The sequence below is a fragment of the Thioalkalivibrio sp. AKL6 genome, from assembly GCF_000376905.1.
Lineage (GTDB): Bacteria > Pseudomonadota > Gammaproteobacteria > Ectothiorhodospirales > Ectothiorhodospiraceae > Thioalkalivibrio > Thioalkalivibrio versutus.
The window spans coordinates 365,027-379,345 of the sequence record NZ_AQXS01000008.1 but is presented as its reverse complement, the minus strand read 5'-3'; the positions used below and the strand labels follow the sequence as shown (position 1 = coordinate 379,345).

Below are 14,319 nucleotides of genomic sequence, written 5' to 3'. Positions count from 1 at the left end.
GTCACCGATGATGTTCGAGGCATCCGCCCTGTGGCTGCTCAAGCGACTGACCGGTCTCCAGGTCCACTGGCTCTACGAACTGCGCGCGGACGCCACGGACGGGAGTCCGCACGGGGGGGCACCGGACGTCGGCTACCACCAGTTTCGTGATGTGGCGGGGTTCGACGGTCTGCCCGAGGATCAGGCCCGGTCGATCGCGGGACACACCGGCCGCTCACCCCGGCGCCTGTTGCGCGAGGGCGGGCGCATCCATGCGCTGGAGACGGGCGGACGGATCGTGTCGCAGCTGAATGTGCAGTTCGGCGCATTCGATGTCTCCACGCCGATTCCGTTGCGGTTCTCCCTGCCGGCCGAGGCGTTCTTTGTCTCCTTCCTGTACACGCCGGAATCCGAGCGCGGGCGGGGGCACGCCCAGGCACTGGTGCGGCATGCCTGCGAGACGCTGTTTCGGGAAGGCTACGGGCGCGCGTACTGTCATGTCCGCTCCACCAATATTGCCTCTCGCCGGGCATTCCGGCGCGCAGGCTGGCGGCCGGCGGGGATCATTGTCGCGACCACGTCCGGACGCCTTGTCGCCACCCCCGGTACCCGCCGGCGGGGGTTCGGCGTCACGCGCCTCAAACCCGCCGCAGAACCCTCCGGATCCGGTCCTTGAATTTCAGGCGTGCGGCGAGCGCAGAGAGGGTGTCAGAGAGCCTGTTGAAGCTGCCCAGCGAGGTGTAGAGGAGGGTCCCCCGCACGTTTCGGGGGAACAGGTAGAACTTGCCTTCGCGGCGCGACTGGTTCGAGAGTTTGCGTTTCGCCGCGTTGTCCCCATGCAGCATGTCGACACGCTGGACGGTTGGTGACAGCGAACAGAGGTCCTGGAGGGTCCGTGCTTGCAAGACAATGCCCGGATGCCATTCGGACCAGTCCGGGTCGTAGCCGATGTGGTGGCTGAAATAGGTGCCCTGAAAGACAAAGCCGACTCTCCAGGCGACCAGCTTCTGGTCCACAAACAAGCCGTAACATCGCGCGTAGCCGCGTTCGGCGGCGGCCTGCAACATGCGCTCAATCCAGTGCCCCCGTTTTACCCCCAGTCCAAGCAGACGGCTCTGGTAGGTGCGGGCCGATACGGGCTCGACGGTATCAAGGAACGCCGTGATCTCTTCCGGTCGGGAGAAGACATCCAGGCGTGCGCGTTGACCGAAGTGTTCGCTGAATCGACGTTCACTGCGGCGGATGTCCTGGCGGGCCTTGCGTGGCAACGAGCCGAGATACGCATCGAAGGTGCCTGACAGGTCCGCAAGACGCCGCGTGTCCGTCTCGCCGCTTTGCAGTACGTGGTAGTGACGGCGGAGCTCGGCCGATTGCAGCGCCTGCCAGAGGGGTTCGCCTTCGACCACGCCGATCAGGAACACCACGCCGCGCCGGTCCAGGTGGCCTTTCAGCTCCCCGAGGACGGCCGTCAGGTCATCCTGCGACCAGTCGGGCAGGTTGCCGGTGAGTACATGGCGGCGGATCTCGATGCGCCTCAGGGCCATGCCACCGAGGACGAAGCTGAGGGCCCCGTCGTGGACATAGATGGGTAACTGGCGGGAGTCCCGCTCGGCCAGCAGCACGCTGCCGTGGCCGGGGTGCCGTATGGCGAGCAGCCACTCCGGGTCATGCTCCATCATCGTGCCCGGCGCCGGGGGCGTGAAGGTCTCGCCCGGCGAGGCCTGGCGCAGGACCCAGTTCGCTGCGCGGGCACGATCGGTCTGCTGGGTCGCGGCGGCGCTGGGGGAGCGGGCCATGCTCACACCCCGACCGAGGCGTGGTTGAGGCGGTTGACGAGGATGCGCCCCAGAGCCCGGTAGGCGGGGACATCGAGGGTGTCTTCATGCGGGGCCGCCGGCTCGTTTCCGAGTGTGCTCATGCAGGCCGCCTCCAGACCGGGCTGTTCCGCGACGAATTTGCACAGTCGCTTCAGGCGGTGACGATTGACGCGATCAAGGGTCGGCGACCGGGCGGCGTCGCCCCGGTGCTTCACGAACTCGAATGGGTGGGTGAGGACCACGACATCCGATACGCCCTGTTCGCGGGCCTTTTTCAGGACGGTCCGGGTCTCCGGCCAGGAGCATCCCGTGATCGTGAGGGTCTTGTAGTGGCGCTCGCCCCGCAGGCAAAAGTCCGTGTAGGTGGTGACCGGGAACTCGCGTATGCCGTCGATATCGTGATGCCCGGTGAACAAGTGCAGCTCGGGCTCGCGCGGGCGGTAGATCGCCAGGCCGATGTTCGAGGCGATCCCCATGCCGCAGCGGCGCATCGCCGCGTAGACGCCAAGCCCGACCTTGAGCCCGCCGGTACGCAGGACCGTGGGCGCGGGCAGGCCCCAGCGGGTGAAGGTGTCCTGGCCCATCCGGATCAGCCGAACCTGCTCGTCCTCGCTGCGGCGGGTGATGTCATCGTTCGGCGGATTCGTCTGCAGCTGTTGAGACCAGTTCGGCTGTTCGAAGTACGTCCAGCAGGGGTGCAGGTGGAGTTGCACGTCATGCCCCCGCGCGGCGATCTCGCGCGCGATGCCCCCCATGAGCTCGTCTCCGAAATAGCAGGTGTTCAGGGTCTCGACAAAGAAGGTGCCACGAATGCCGTACTGCTCCAGGGTCTCCAGAAGATAGCCCAGACCTTCCGAGCGACCATGGCGCTCGCAGTAGACGGACGGCGGGCCGATCGGCCGCCGGCCCTGCGGGTCGGCAAAGGCCCCGCCGATGCTGAACTCGGTGTCGACCGTGATGTGGACACGGGTGGTCATGCGGCGCGGCGTTCCAGGGGTTCGGCGAGGTTGCGGGCCAGGCGCAGGCCGAAGCGCAGGGGCGTGCGGTCCCAGGGGGTAAAGCGCGGGAGCTGGAACGGATCGGAAGCCGCGCGCGCGGTGCCGGCGGCGGTGGAGACGGCGGCATCGAACCCGCACTCGCGCGCGATCTGCACGTGCTCGGCGGCGTAGTCGCGGTCCGGGCGGCCGTTCGGGTAGGCGAACAGGCGCAGCGGGCGGTCCAGCAGGGTCTCCAGATCGGCCTTGCCGCGCTGGATCTCGGCGCGCGCGGTGGCGGCGTCCACCTCGGTGAGGATCGGGTGGGTGGCCGTGTGCCCGCCGATCCCCATGCCCGCCGCCGCCAGTTCGCGGAGCTGGGCGCGAGTCATCATCAGGTCGTCAGGAAGTTTCAGTCCGAAGCGCCGGGCAAGTGCCTCGGTGCCGGCCGTGCGCTGCTCGGCGGGCTGGTACTTGAACTGGCCGATCAGGGCGCGGATCAACTCCCGCCGGTCGGCGATGGTGTCCAGCTGCCGCTGTCCCAGACCTTCCGGCGTCAGGTCGATGGGTCCTGCTGGCAGGCGGCGTACGGTCTCGATCAGGGTGTCGTTGAACATGCGCCCGCCGTCGAGATACCCGGTGGCGATGAAGAAGGTGGCCGGCACGCCCGCCTCGCGCAGGATCGGCAGGGCGACCTCGGCGTTGTCGGCGTAGCCGTCATCGAAGGAGACGCTGACCGCGCGGGCGGGCAGCGTACCGGCCTGCAGGCGGTCCACGGCCTCGTCCAGCGGCAAGGGGTTCATGGAGCGGGCCAGCAGGCGCATCTGCCAGCGGAAATCATCGGCGTGCGGATCGCCGGGCAACAGCGGGTCGGGTGCCGGCAGGACGCGGTGATAGATCAGGATGGACAGCCGCGCGCGGGAGCCGCCGGGCGACATCAGGGACAGCAGCGAGCGCAGCAGCATGCGGGTCAGCCCGTGGCGCGGGCGCGCGGCTCGTGCCCCAGCCACTGGGCGATGACGGAGGCAATACGCTCGCCGGCGCGGCCATCCCAGTATTGCGGGGCGCGGCCCTGTTTGCTGCCATGGTCCATGACGTCGCGGAAGGCGGCCTGCAGACGCTTCGGGTCGTGTCCGACCAGGACATTGGTGCCCTCGTCGATGGTGATGGGCCGTTCGGTATTCTCCCGCAGGGTGATGCAGGGTACGCCCAGCGCCGTGGTTTCTTCCTGCATGCCACCGGAGTCGGTAAGCACGACTCGCGCGTCCTTCATCAGGCCCAGCATTTCCAGATAGCCGGCCGGCGGCAGGACCGCGATGGGCGCCTCGCTCAGGTGGTGGTCCAGCCCGGAGGCCTGCAGCCGGTCGCGGGTGCGGGGGTGCAGCGGGAACACCAGGGGCAGTTCGCGGGCGATGGTCGCGAGAGTGGCGATGAGGCGTTCCAGGATCGCCGGGTCGTCGACATTGGAGGGACGGTGCAGGGTCAGCACGCCGTAGGCACCCTCCGGGGCGAAGCGCGCCGGGTCGATACCCGCGGATTGCAGGGATGCGTCCCAGGGCACGGCCCGCTCGAGGTTGTGGAGCTGGGTGTCGATCATCACGTTGCCGACGAAGTGGACGCGCTCGCGATCGATCCCCTCGCGCGCGAGGTTGTCGATGGCATGGCCTTCGGTGGTGAACAGGAGATCGGAGATCTGGTCGGTCAGAACCCGGTTGATCTCCTCGGGCATGCGTCGATCGTAGCTGCGCAGCCCGGCCTCGACGTGGATCACGCCGATCCCCTTCTTGGCCGCGACCAGGGCACAGGCGATGGTGGAGTTCACGTCGCCGACGACCAGTACGGCCCGCGGATTCAGAGCGTCCAGCACCGGCTCGAAGCGGCTCATGACCTCGGCGGTCTGTACCGCGTGGGAGGAGGAGCCGACTTCCAGGTTGATGTCCGGGTACGGGATGTTCAGATCGGTGAAGAAGCGCTCGTTCATCGCCGGATCGTAGTGCTGGCCGGTATGCACGAGCTGCGCGGTGATGCCGGCGTTCGCCAGCGCGCGCATCACCGGGCCGATCTTCATGAAATTCGGCCGTGCGCCAACGACGCACACGATGTCGCATTGCTGATGGCTTGTCATGGGCTGTCGAGATCTCCTGTGGGCGCATGGGCGGGGCCCGCTTGCGACGACGCCAACGGGCGCTGCTTGGCATCCTCGATGGGTCCGCGAGGCCCGGTTGGGATCCCTGTTGAATCACTTTATCGCGTCTGCAGAAACATGCTGGGCCTTCGTGAATGGCTCGTTAGATCCGGTGTGGGTGGTAGTGCGTGACAACAGGGTGGCCGGGGGCCATCGTTGAGTGCGGCAAGTGGGTTGGGTAAGCGTTTTCGGCAAGGGAGGCCTCGGTGATGGAACGTTTCGATCGCGGGCTGTGCCGTGGCCTTTGCGGGTTGCTGGCGACGTGCGTCTTGCTGCAGGGGGTATCGGTAGCCACCGCGGAGCCTGGCGCCTCGCCGGCTCCAGGTGGCCCCGGCGAAGGGCTGCCGGATACGGACTGGAACCTGGTTCGGGCGGGTCCGGAAGATTACCGTGCGCGGGTGGCGTCGCTGGAGCCCGGCGACTGGCTGCAGCTGGCACCGGGCGACTACCCCCGGGCCCTGCGGCTGCATGGCGTGCGCGGAACGCCGGAGCAACCCATCGTGATCAGTGGCCCGGTCGACGGCGAGCCCGCCATCCTGCGCGGGCGGCGTGGGGCGAACACGATCAGTCTGGTGGACGCCGAGCATGTCGTGATCCGGCACCTGACCCTGGATGGTGGTGGCGAACCCGTGGCCGGGGTGGTCGCCGAGGCGCGCGGTGATGGGGTCCATCACGTGACCCTGGAACACCTGACCATCCGTCATTACGACCATTCGCAAGGCAACGCCGGGATCACCACGCGGGCGCCCGCCCGGGACTGGGTGATCCGGCACAACGAGATCCACGACGTGGGGACCGGGATGTATCTGGGACAGCCGGACGGGACCAGCCCGTTTGTCGCTGGCGTGATCGAGCACAATCACGTTCACCGCACCCTGGGGTACAACATCCAGATCAAGCACCAGACGGACCGCGACGGGATCCCGGGGATGCCGGTGGAGCCGCGGGAGACCCGGATTCGCTACAACCTGCTGAGCAAGGCAGAGCGCGCCAGCGACGGGGGGCGGGCGCGGCCCAACCTGCTGTTGGGGCATTTCCCGCCTGCCGGGCCGGGGTCGCAGGACCGCTATCGCATCGCGGGGAACCTGTTCTATCAGAATCCGCACGAGCGTCTGTTTCAGGGCGAGGGGAATATCGAGCTACACGACAACCTGTTCCTGAACGATACGGGCGACGCGGTACTGGTGCGGCCGCACAACCACCTGCCACGCGAGATCCGGATCGTGAACAACACGATCCTGGCCGCCGGATTCGGTATCCGCGTGGACGCGCCTGACCAAGCCTATGACCAGCTGGTGGCCGGCAATGCCGTGTTTGCCGGGGACCCTCTGCAGCTCTCGGGGGGGATCGCGGGGAGCGACAATTTCACCGCGCCGCGCGAGGATGCAGCCCGGTATCTGGCGGCACCGGATGCCGGGCAGGATGCGCTGGATCTCTATCCCCGGGAGGGCGCTCTGCACGAGCGTTCTGCCGGCGTGAGTTCGGCCCCGGTCGCGGGTGCGGATCGCGACTACAATGGCCGTTTGCGCGAGCAGGCAGTCTGGGGTGCCTATGCCGGGCCGCCGGGGCCCAACCCCGGACGAGCGGACGGTGTCGGGCCGCGTGTCCCGGGCTGTGCACCCTGCCGGTAACTGGGTTGCGAGCATCGGTATCGCATACGAAAACGGAGAGGTATCCGGCCGGGCGCCCTCCATTATGATTGGCAACGAGAACGGACATCTTATGCATACGCTTCCCGCGCTGGATGAAGTCACCATCGGAGTAGTCGGTCTGGGGTACGTCGGCCTGCCACTGGCCGTCGAATTCGGCCATCAATGGCCCACCCGCGGGTTCGATATCGACCCGGAGCGGGTGCGGCAACTGCAGGCTGGAGTGGACCGCACGCGCGAGGTAGAGCCGGAGAAGCTCGCCGCGACCCCGCAGCTGACGTACACCGCCGATCTCGAGACCATGCGCGAATGCAACGTGTTCGTGGTGACCGTCCCGACGCCGATCGACCTGCACAAGCGACCGGATCTGGGACCGCTGCTGGGAGCCAGCCGCAGCGTGGGGCAGGTCCTCAAGCCGGGCGACACGGTGATCTACGAATCCACCGTTTACCCGGGCGCGACCGAGGAGGATTGCGTGCCGATCCTCGAGGCGCAGTCCGGGTTGGTGCACAACCGGGACTTCTTCACCGGCTACAGCCCCGAGCGCATCAACCCGGGCGACAAGGAACACGGGGTCACCTCCATCATGAAGGTGACCTCGGGCTCCACCCCGGAGGTGGCCGACTTCGTCGACGCGTTGTATGCGCGGGTGATCACCGCCGGGACGCACAAGGCCGAGAGCATCCGCGTGGCCGAGGCCGCCAAGGTGATCGAGAACACCCAGCGCGACGTGAACATCGCGCTGATCAACGAGCTGGCCCTGCTGTTCGAGCGCCTGGGCCTGGATACCGAGGCGGTTCTGAAGGCGGCCGGGACCAAGTGGAACTTCCTGCCCTTCCGGCCGGGCCTGGTGGGTGGACACTGCATTGGCGTGGATCCCTACTACCTGACGCACAAGGCACAGGCGGTGGGGCATCACCCGGAGATGATCCTGGCCGGGCGGCGCGTGAACGATGCCATGGGCGCGCACATCGCGGACAACACGGTGCGCGCCCTGGTGCGCAAGGGCATCAACCCGGTGGGGGCGCGGATCCTGGTGATGGGCCTGACCTTCAAGGAGAACTGCCCGGACCTGCGCAATACCCGGGTGATCGACATCCACGCCACCCTGGCTGGCTACAACGCCCAGGTGACGGTCTTCGACCCCTGGGTGGACCCGGCCGAGGCCGAGCACGAGTACGGCATCACGCCGGTGACCGAGACGCCGGCACCGGGGCAGTTCGATGCAATCATCGTGGCCGTGCCGCACCGCGAATTCCTGCAGATGGGGATCGAGGCCATCCGTGAACTGGCCCGGCCCGAGTCGGTGATCTTCGACGTGAAATCGGTCTTCCCCCGCACTGCCACGGATCTCCGCCTGTAAGGGGGCGCCGAGCCAATCGCGCGTTCGCGTTGGTACCCCCCCCCATGTTCCTGATGGGGAGGCTCCGGGACCTGGCGCGTCGCGCACCGTACCCCTGGGCCCCGGCGCGGCGCACGGATGGCGAACGCCACGCCCGCATAACGCCCGCGCTGTTCATGGGCGCGGCCGGAGCTACAGTGGCGGGACGCTTTCGTCCCGGGAGACGCTGAACCGTGTGTCCGTCCGCGTTGTTGCCCCATGGTTTCCGACGTGCCGCCTGATTGCAGGGGCGTCGCTGCGCCCCATGTGCATTCGGGCGTGACGCGCGCCCGCACCGATTCATGGATCGGCGCTTCCCTGACCCTTCGATGAGCCGGCCGGGCGCCGGTTCGGAACCGCTGTCGCTGCGTACCTGCGCGCTGTGGGCCTGGCTGTCGCTGGGCGCTGCGGTCTACCTGACGCTGCTGCCGTTCGAGTTCGGCTCGATGAGCCTGGAGCGTGCCTGGGAGATCTACCGTGGCATGAGCCTGACCGGCCCCGGGACCAGTGGCCGCCAGCAGTTCATGGCCAATGCCCTGATGTTCCTGCCGCTGGGGTTTTTCTGGACCGCGTGGCTGACTCATGGTCGCCGCAACCGGTTACTTGCGGCCGGCGCGTTCGTCTTCGTGGCCGCCCTGGGACTGGCGGTTACGGCCGGCGTGGAGTTCTTGCAGGTGTGGCTGCCGTACCGGCATCCGGCGGCGGCCGATATCGCCGGCAACTTTTCCGGGGCAGTGGCCGGCTCGCTCGCCTGGCTGGCGTCGCGCGACCCGTTGGCGCGCTGGCGTCGGGTGCTGGAAGGTGCGGGTGCGCAGGCCCTGACCGCCGGGCTGGTGATCTATGCCGCCGCCTATGTGATGGTCGGCTTCGTCCCCTTTGACCTGGTGCTCGCCATGGACGAGCTGCGGGCTCGCCTGGCATCCGATGCCTGGGGCTGGTGGGTCGCTGCCGGGGCCTGCACCAGCGGGATTCGCTGTATCAGCTGGCTGACGCTGGAGGTGGTCGCCAGTATCCCGGTGGGGCTGCTCCTGGCATTGTGGTTGCACCGGCGCGGCGCCTCGCTGCTGGGGGCCGGAATCCCGCTGGCCCTGCTTCTTGCGGGGCTGCTGGAGCTGTTGAATCTCGCCACCCTGTCGGGCATCGCCGAGGGGCGGTCCGTGCTGTTGCGGGCCCTGGGGATGGGCATCGGCCTGGTCCTGTTCCGGAACCTGCCCGCGCATCCCCATGGCGTGATCCGGACGCTGCAGCAGTTCGCCACGCCGATACTCGTGATCGGTGCCGTGTTCTACGCGTTGCTGCTGGTCGCGCTCAACCACGGTTTCGGCCCGTTCCACGCCGATATGGAAGCGGCCCGAACCCAGTGGGATGACCTGAACCTGTGGCCGTTCTACTACCACTATCACGTGGACGAGATCCATGCCCTGCGTAGTACCGCTTTGCACCTGGCCATGTATGCCCCGCTGGGCTTCCTGGTCTGGCTGTGGCAGCTGCGCCACCCCATGCAGCCGGCGGCACTGAATCTTCTGGCCGTATTGGCGGGGGTGATACTGGCGCTGGTAGTCGAGGCCGCCAAGCTCTTGGTGGAGGGTGCGCGTCCGGATCCGGCCAGCCTGGTCCTTGCCGGCCTGGCCGCCTGGGCAATGGCTGCGGTGCTGCAATGGCTCGGCCGGGCCAGTGTTACGCCGGGCCCGCCCGGGGCGGGGCGGGTGGTATCCGATCCACGCGATCCGCAGCCAGCGCCGCCCGGGCCGGGTACGCGCTGGCAACCCCTGCAGCGACTGCGCCAGGCGCTTGCCGGCCTGCTGGCGCTGGCGACTCTGCTGCTGGCGGTGACCTGGCCGGTCGTGCCCGTGGCGCTGAGCGCCGGGTTGCTGGCCTATGCCGCATTGCTGGCGTGGCGGCCGCAGGGCTGGCTGTTCGTGATCCCCGTGCTGTTGGCCACCCTGGACCTGACGCTCTACCACGGGCGCCTTTTCGTCTCCGAGCTGGACCTGTTCCTGTTGATGACCCTGGCCATGGCCCTCTGGCTCGGGCCGCATGCGCTGCATTCGGGGGCATCGTTGTTGCCGCGCGGCATCCGTTGGGCGCTGGGTTTCCTGGTGGCCTCGACGCTGATCAGCCTGGCGGTTGCCCTGTTCCCGCCCGGCACCTGGAACCCCGGCGAGGCGGCGCATTTTGCCCACCAGTGGAATGCCCTGCGGGTCGCCAAGGGCCTGCTGTGGGCGGTTGTCCTGCTGGCGATGCTGAGGGTTGCGCCTGTCCCGGTGCCGGAGCAGGTGGTGCGGTGGTTTCTCCCCGGGGTGGCGCTGGCCCTGCTGGCGCAACTGGCGTTCGTGGTGCGCGAGCGGGTTACCTATCCCGGGCTGCTGAACTTCGATAGTGGCTATCGGCTGTCCGGGCTGTTTTCGGAGATGCAGGCAGGAGGGCCCAGCATCGAGACCTTTCTGGTGCTGGCCTTTCCCCTGGCCCTGATCTGGTGCTGGCGCCAGCGCCTCGGCCTGATGCTCGCCGGCTCGGCCCTGCTGGCGGTCGGGACAGCATACGCGGTGGCAATGACCTATTCGCGCGGTGGGTACCTGGGGTTGGCGGTGGCCGTGGCCGTCCTCGCGGTCGGGGTGCTGCTGGCGGCGTTGCATGGGCGCATGCAGGCTCGGCAGGGGGCACTGGTCGGTGTGCTGTTGCCCGTGGTGGCGATTGCCCTAGTTGCGGGCACCACGTTGGGCGGGTTTGCCGAGCAGCGGATGAGCCACATCGAACGTGACTTCGGGATCCGCATGGATCACTGGCAGGCCGCCCTCGAACTGCCGGGCGGCGGGCCGCTTTCACCTCTGTTTGGGCGGGGTGTCGGCAGTTTTCCGGAGCACTACCGGACCGGAAACCGGGACGGGCGCCTGCCCGGCAATCTGGCCTTCACCCGCGCGGAGGGTGAGCCGCGCCTGCAAATCGGCGGCGGCGATTCGTTGTTCGTGAATCAGCGGGTGAGCCTGCCCCGCGACGGTCTCTATACCTTGACCGTGGAGGCCGCCAGTGCCCAGCCCACGGGATTTCGAGTCTTCATCTGCGAGAAGCCCATCCGCCATTCCTTCGGTTGTCGCAGCGAAGGCATGCGTCTGGAAGGCGGCGGACGTCAGACCTTCCAGTGGACCTTCGACCTGGATCCGATGGAGACACGCCCCTGGCCCATTCAGCGCGGCCTGGTGTTGTCGCTGGGGGTCGATGCGCGCCAGCGGTCTGTCACCGAATTTTACAGCGTGCAGGTTCAAGATTCGGCTGGTCGTGAATACGTCGCCAACGGCGACTTCGAGCATCTGGGCCGTTACTGGTACTTCACTACGGACCATCTGTGGCCGTGGCGGGTCGAGAATCAGTGGCTGGAGATCTATTTCGATCAGGGCTGGCTGGGTCTGCTGGCCTTTGTGTGGCTGACGCTGGCGGCCCTGGTTTTGCTGTTGCGGAGTTCGCTGGCGGGCGATGCGGTGGCGCTGGCGTCGACTGCCGCGTTGACAGGGGCGTTGTCGATCGGCGTGTTCAGTACGCTGTTCTACTCCCCGCGGATCGCCCTGCTGTTCTACCTGGTGCTGTTGCTGGGCGTGGCGGCGTCCGCAGCGCCGGCCGCAAAGGGCGTCAGGCAATCCGCGAAGCCTCGAGCGGGTTGAATTTGGTGCAGTCGTGCGGTGCGCGGTCGGGGGCGTTATGGGCCAGTCGGGTCCGCTCGGCTTGTGCCTAACGCTGCCTCGATCCCGCGCCCGGTCGGGCTGTTAAGCTCGCAGGACGAAACCGCGGTGGGGCCGGGGAGATGGGCGAGGCCTTTGATGCATTCGACGAGCGGCTGATGGAGCTGGCTCATTTTGTGGAGGAGGCCGAGTCCCTGGAAAAGGGGTTGGCCGGCCTGGCCGCGCTGGTCAGTCACGCCATGGAGTGCGAGCGCTGTTCGATCATGCTGCTGAAGCCGGACCCGGACGGGGGTGCGGCGCGCTTGCGCGTCCAGGCACATCACGGGTATCTGCCCGATCAGGCCTATGACGTGAGGCAACCCCTTGGCTCGGGTATTTCGGGGCGGGTGGCGAGTGCGCGCAAGGGGTTGCTGATTCGTGACCTGCATGCCTCCGATTTTGCAGCCGAGGCGCGGCGGGCCGAGGGTGCGGGTCCGGTCGACGTGATCGCGGTGCCAGTGATTCTGGAGGGCGACCTGTTGGGAGTGATCAACATCGACAGCCCCGAGGGGCGGGGCCGGCTGACGCAGGAGGATTTGCGCCGGGCGTTGATCCTGGCCCTGGTGGTGGCGAAGTCGGTCCTCGTCCATCGGTTAAAGGGGCTTTTGCGCACGAGTTTTACGCAGATGGCGCTGGCGCGACAGCCGGGGGCGGCAACGGGCCCCATTACCCACGCCCCGGAACGCGTGGCCCGGTTGCTGGCGCGCACGCTGTACGACGAGATGCGCCGGGCCGGATTCTCCCGCGATCATGTGCTGATTGCCGCGACCGAACTCATTGGTCAGGTCAGCGAGGGCCGGGAATGAACCATCACGCGGTCATGGCGATGGCGCAAGGTGCGAACCGGTGAAGGATGCCGGCTTCGAACGCCGCTGGCGCCAGCGCTTCCTGGAGCGCGGGGCGAACCTGGAGGACGATGCCGGGATCGCGGGCTGGACGCACAGCGGCCTGCATAGCCGCGTCCGGCAGTTCGAGCGGCTGTGGCGGCGCGCCGACGTGGGGCCCGGTCGCTGGCTGGATGTCGGCTGCGGCGCGGGAACCTACACACGGATGCTGCATGCGCAGGGCCATGAGGTCTGGGGGCTGGACTACTCAACGCCCTCCCTGCAGAAGGCGCGGGATCGAAGTGATCCGGCAATTCCCTGGCTGGCGGCGGACATCAATCACCTCCCGCTGGCGGACGCCGCCCTCGACGGGGTGCTGTGCTTCGGCGTCATGCAGGCCTTGTCGGATCCCCAGCCGGCACTTGCCGAGATTCGGCGCGTTCTGCGCCCGGGAGGCGAGGCCTGGGTCGATGCGCTGAACCTGCGTTGCCTGCCCACGGCGGTTCGCGAATGGCGCCGGTGTCGGCGAGGGCGTCCGCCGCATCTGCGCTACGACGACCCTCAGGGTCTTCGCGCGGCGGCGGAGGCCGTGGGTCTGCGGCCCGAGGCGTTGTACTGGCTTCCGTTGGCCCCCGGCCGCCTGGCGCGCTTGCAGCCGCTCCTGGAGAACCGGGGCACCCGGAGTTTCCTGCAGGCGGTGCCGGCCGCTGGGGCGTGGCTGAGTCATTCGTTCATTCTGCGGGTGCGGCGGGTATGAGGGGCGGGCCACTCAGGGCTGTCGGAAAACTTTCCACTCGGCGCCTCCGCGTGCCCCGCGGGCTTTGTATCGTCGAGGGTCGGAGCCTTTATATCAGTAAGTTACCCGTTATTCAAAAGGCTGGCATCCCGCTTGCTATGTTCCAGGAGAAAGCGTCTGATTGCAGTGTACCCCCCGGATCGCAGCCCATTGCGGCGTGGCCGGGTGCCGTTGCCCGGACGGCGAAATGGCGAGGTTTGACCTGGAGCAGGCAAGCATGAGTGATGAACACGAGCACAACGGAAATCATGGCCCCGAAGACGTAGGCGAGGGCAAGTCCACCGCCCCCGTGGACCCGGACACGGGTTCGTCCGGCCTTCGCAGTCGCAGCCGGCGCCGCCTGACCGCGGCCGGCCTGGGTGGGGCGATGCTGGTGTCGCTCCCGGCCAAGTCGGTCTGGGGCGCTCAGGGGCAGTGCTCGCTGTCGGGCAACATCTTCTCCGCCAACGTCTCCAACATTGACCACGAGTGCACCGCGGGCGATGGCTGTACCTCGGCGTTCTGGAAGGACAACTGGGGTGCCTGGGAGTGCACCGGGTATTCCCCGGGTTCCTGCATTCAGACCAGCGGGACCGACAACAACTGCCAGCGTTTTGACGCCACCGTGGGTACGGGCGGGGCGACCTCCTTCGAGGAGGTCTTCGGTTACAGGCCGGAATGCCTGACCGGCACACCCTCGCTGATGGAGGTGCTCCATGCCTGGGGCGTGTGCAGGGGGTCGCTCGACTGGCATGCCGTGGGTGCCGTTCTGAACGCAGCGTGTACCTCGATCGACTTCGGCGCCTCGGTCGACGAGGTGATCAAGGCCTATTCGATGGCCCGCGAGGATGTGGGCAAGCACTCCGCGGTGAGGAACGTCTTCACCTACATGAACGAGCGCTTCTGCCCGATCAACGGCCTGGGCGACTGCGGAGACGGCTACACGCGCAACGAGGCGGGCGAGTGCGTGGAGGTGCGGACCAACTCTTCCACTCTCAATCGTTGATATCCCGGGGCGCTGC

11 protein-coding genes are annotated in these 14,319 nt (G+C 67.6%); 7 read left to right on the top strand and 4 right to left on the bottom strand.

Features of this window, described 5'->3' with window-relative positions; all coding sequences use genetic code 11:
- The first annotated feature begins 7 nt into the window (after positions 1-7).
- A complete protein-coding gene (locus D575_RS0104905; protein ID WP_026182050.1) occupies positions 8-655 on the top strand; it encodes a GNAT family N-acetyltransferase in 648 nt (215 codons plus the stop codon).
- Here the strand turns inward: D575_RS0104905 and D575_RS0104900 are convergent.
- The 4 genes from D575_RS0104900 to wecB are packed head-to-tail and all read right to left on the bottom strand — an operon-like array spanning position 618 to position 4,895.
- Entirely contained in the window at positions 618-1,775 is a 1,158-nt protein-coding gene (locus tag D575_RS0104900) for a GNAT family N-acetyltransferase (RefSeq protein WP_018144799.1), read from the bottom strand. The two genes, D575_RS0104905 and D575_RS0104900, sit on opposite strands and share 38 nt — an antisense overlap.
- Before the next feature lie 2 nt (positions 1,776-1,777).
- On the bottom strand, positions 1,778-2,773 hold the full coding sequence (locus D575_RS0104895) for a polysaccharide deacetylase family protein (RefSeq protein WP_018144798.1): 996 nt from the start codon (positions 2,771-2,773) through the stop codon (positions 1,778-1,780).
- Positions 2,770-3,735 carry a polysaccharide deacetylase family protein gene (locus tag D575_RS0104890; protein WP_018144797.1) on the bottom strand — a complete coding sequence of 322 codons (966 nt, stop codon included), beginning with the start codon at positions 3,733-3,735 and terminating at the stop codon, positions 2,770-2,772. Before D575_RS0104890 ends, D575_RS0104895 begins: the two co-directional genes overlap by 4 nt.
- A 5-nt stretch (positions 3,736-3,740) precedes the next feature.
- Positions 3,741-4,895 (bottom strand): non-hydrolyzing UDP-N-acetylglucosamine 2-epimerase, encoded by a 1,155-nt coding sequence (wecB, locus tag D575_RS0104885; protein WP_018144796.1) that lies wholly within the window; start codon positions 4,893-4,895, stop codon positions 3,741-3,743.
- Between the two features lie 560 nt (positions 4,896-5,455).
- Between wecB and D575_RS0104875 the strand changes: the two genes are divergently transcribed.
- The 6 genes from D575_RS0104875 to D575_RS0104850 all read left to right on the top strand — a co-directional run bounded on the left by D575_RS0104875 (position 5,456) and on the right by D575_RS0104850 (position 14,303).
- Positions 5,456-6,586 (top strand): hypothetical protein, encoded by a 1,131-nt coding sequence (locus tag D575_RS0104875; protein WP_026182049.1) that lies wholly within the window; start codon positions 5,456-5,458, stop codon positions 6,584-6,586.
- Positions 6,587-6,677: 91 nt separating this feature from the next.
- Positions 6,678-7,967 (top strand): nucleotide sugar dehydrogenase, encoded by a 1,290-nt coding sequence (locus D575_RS0104870; protein WP_026182048.1) that lies wholly within the window; start codon positions 6,678-6,680, stop codon positions 7,965-7,967.
- 347 nt (positions 7,968-8,314) lie between these two features.
- Entirely contained in the window at positions 8,315-11,641 is a 3,327-nt protein-coding gene (locus tag D575_RS0104865) for a VanZ family protein (protein ID WP_018144793.1), read from the top strand.
- A 140-nt stretch (positions 11,642-11,781) separates the two neighbouring features.
- Positions 11,782-12,504 carry a GAF domain-containing protein gene (locus D575_RS0104860; protein ID WP_018144792.1) on the top strand — a complete coding sequence of 241 codons (723 nt, stop codon included), beginning with the start codon at positions 11,782-11,784 and terminating at the stop codon, positions 12,502-12,504.
- A gap of 40 nt (positions 12,505-12,544) precedes the next feature.
- Entirely contained in the window at positions 12,545-13,279 is a 735-nt protein-coding gene (locus D575_RS0104855) for a class I SAM-dependent methyltransferase (protein ID WP_018144791.1), read from the top strand.
- Positions 13,280-13,535: 256 nt separating this feature from the next.
- Positions 13,536-14,303 (top strand): hypothetical protein, encoded by a 768-nt coding sequence (locus D575_RS0104850; RefSeq protein ID WP_018144790.1) that lies wholly within the window; start codon positions 13,536-13,538, stop codon positions 14,301-14,303.
- Positions 14,304-14,319 lie beyond the last annotated feature (16 nt).

Coding starts and splice junctions, on each gene's coding strand:
- D575_RS0104905 (WP_026182050.1), top strand. CDS start 8: ATGATGTTCGAGGCATCCGCCCTGTGGCTGCTCAAGCGACTGACCGGT.
- D575_RS0104900 (WP_018144799.1), bottom strand. CDS start 1,775: ATGGCCCGCTCCCCCAGCGCCGCCGCGACCCAGCAGACCGATCGTGCC.
- D575_RS0104895 (WP_018144798.1), bottom strand. CDS start 2,773: ATGACCACCCGTGTCCACATCACGGTCGACACCGAGTTCAGCATCGGC.
- D575_RS0104890 (WP_018144797.1), bottom strand. CDS start 3,735: ATGCTGCTGCGCTCGCTGCTGTCCCTGATGTCGCCCGGCGGCTCCCGC.
- wecB (WP_018144796.1), bottom strand. CDS start 4,895: ATGACAAGCCATCAGCAATGCGACATCGTGTGCGTCGTTGGCGCACGG.
- D575_RS0104870 (WP_026182048.1), top strand. CDS start 6,678: ATGCATACGCTTCCCGCGCTGGATGAAGTCACCATCGGAGTAGTCGGT.
- D575_RS0104865 (WP_018144793.1), top strand. CDS start 8,315: ATGAGCCGGCCGGGCGCCGGTTCGGAACCGCTGTCGCTGCGTACCTGC.
- D575_RS0104860 (WP_018144792.1), top strand. CDS start 11,782: ATGGGCGAGGCCTTTGATGCATTCGACGAGCGGCTGATGGAGCTGGCT.
- D575_RS0104850 (WP_018144790.1), top strand. CDS start 13,536: ATGAGTGATGAACACGAGCACAACGGAAATCATGGCCCCGAAGACGTA.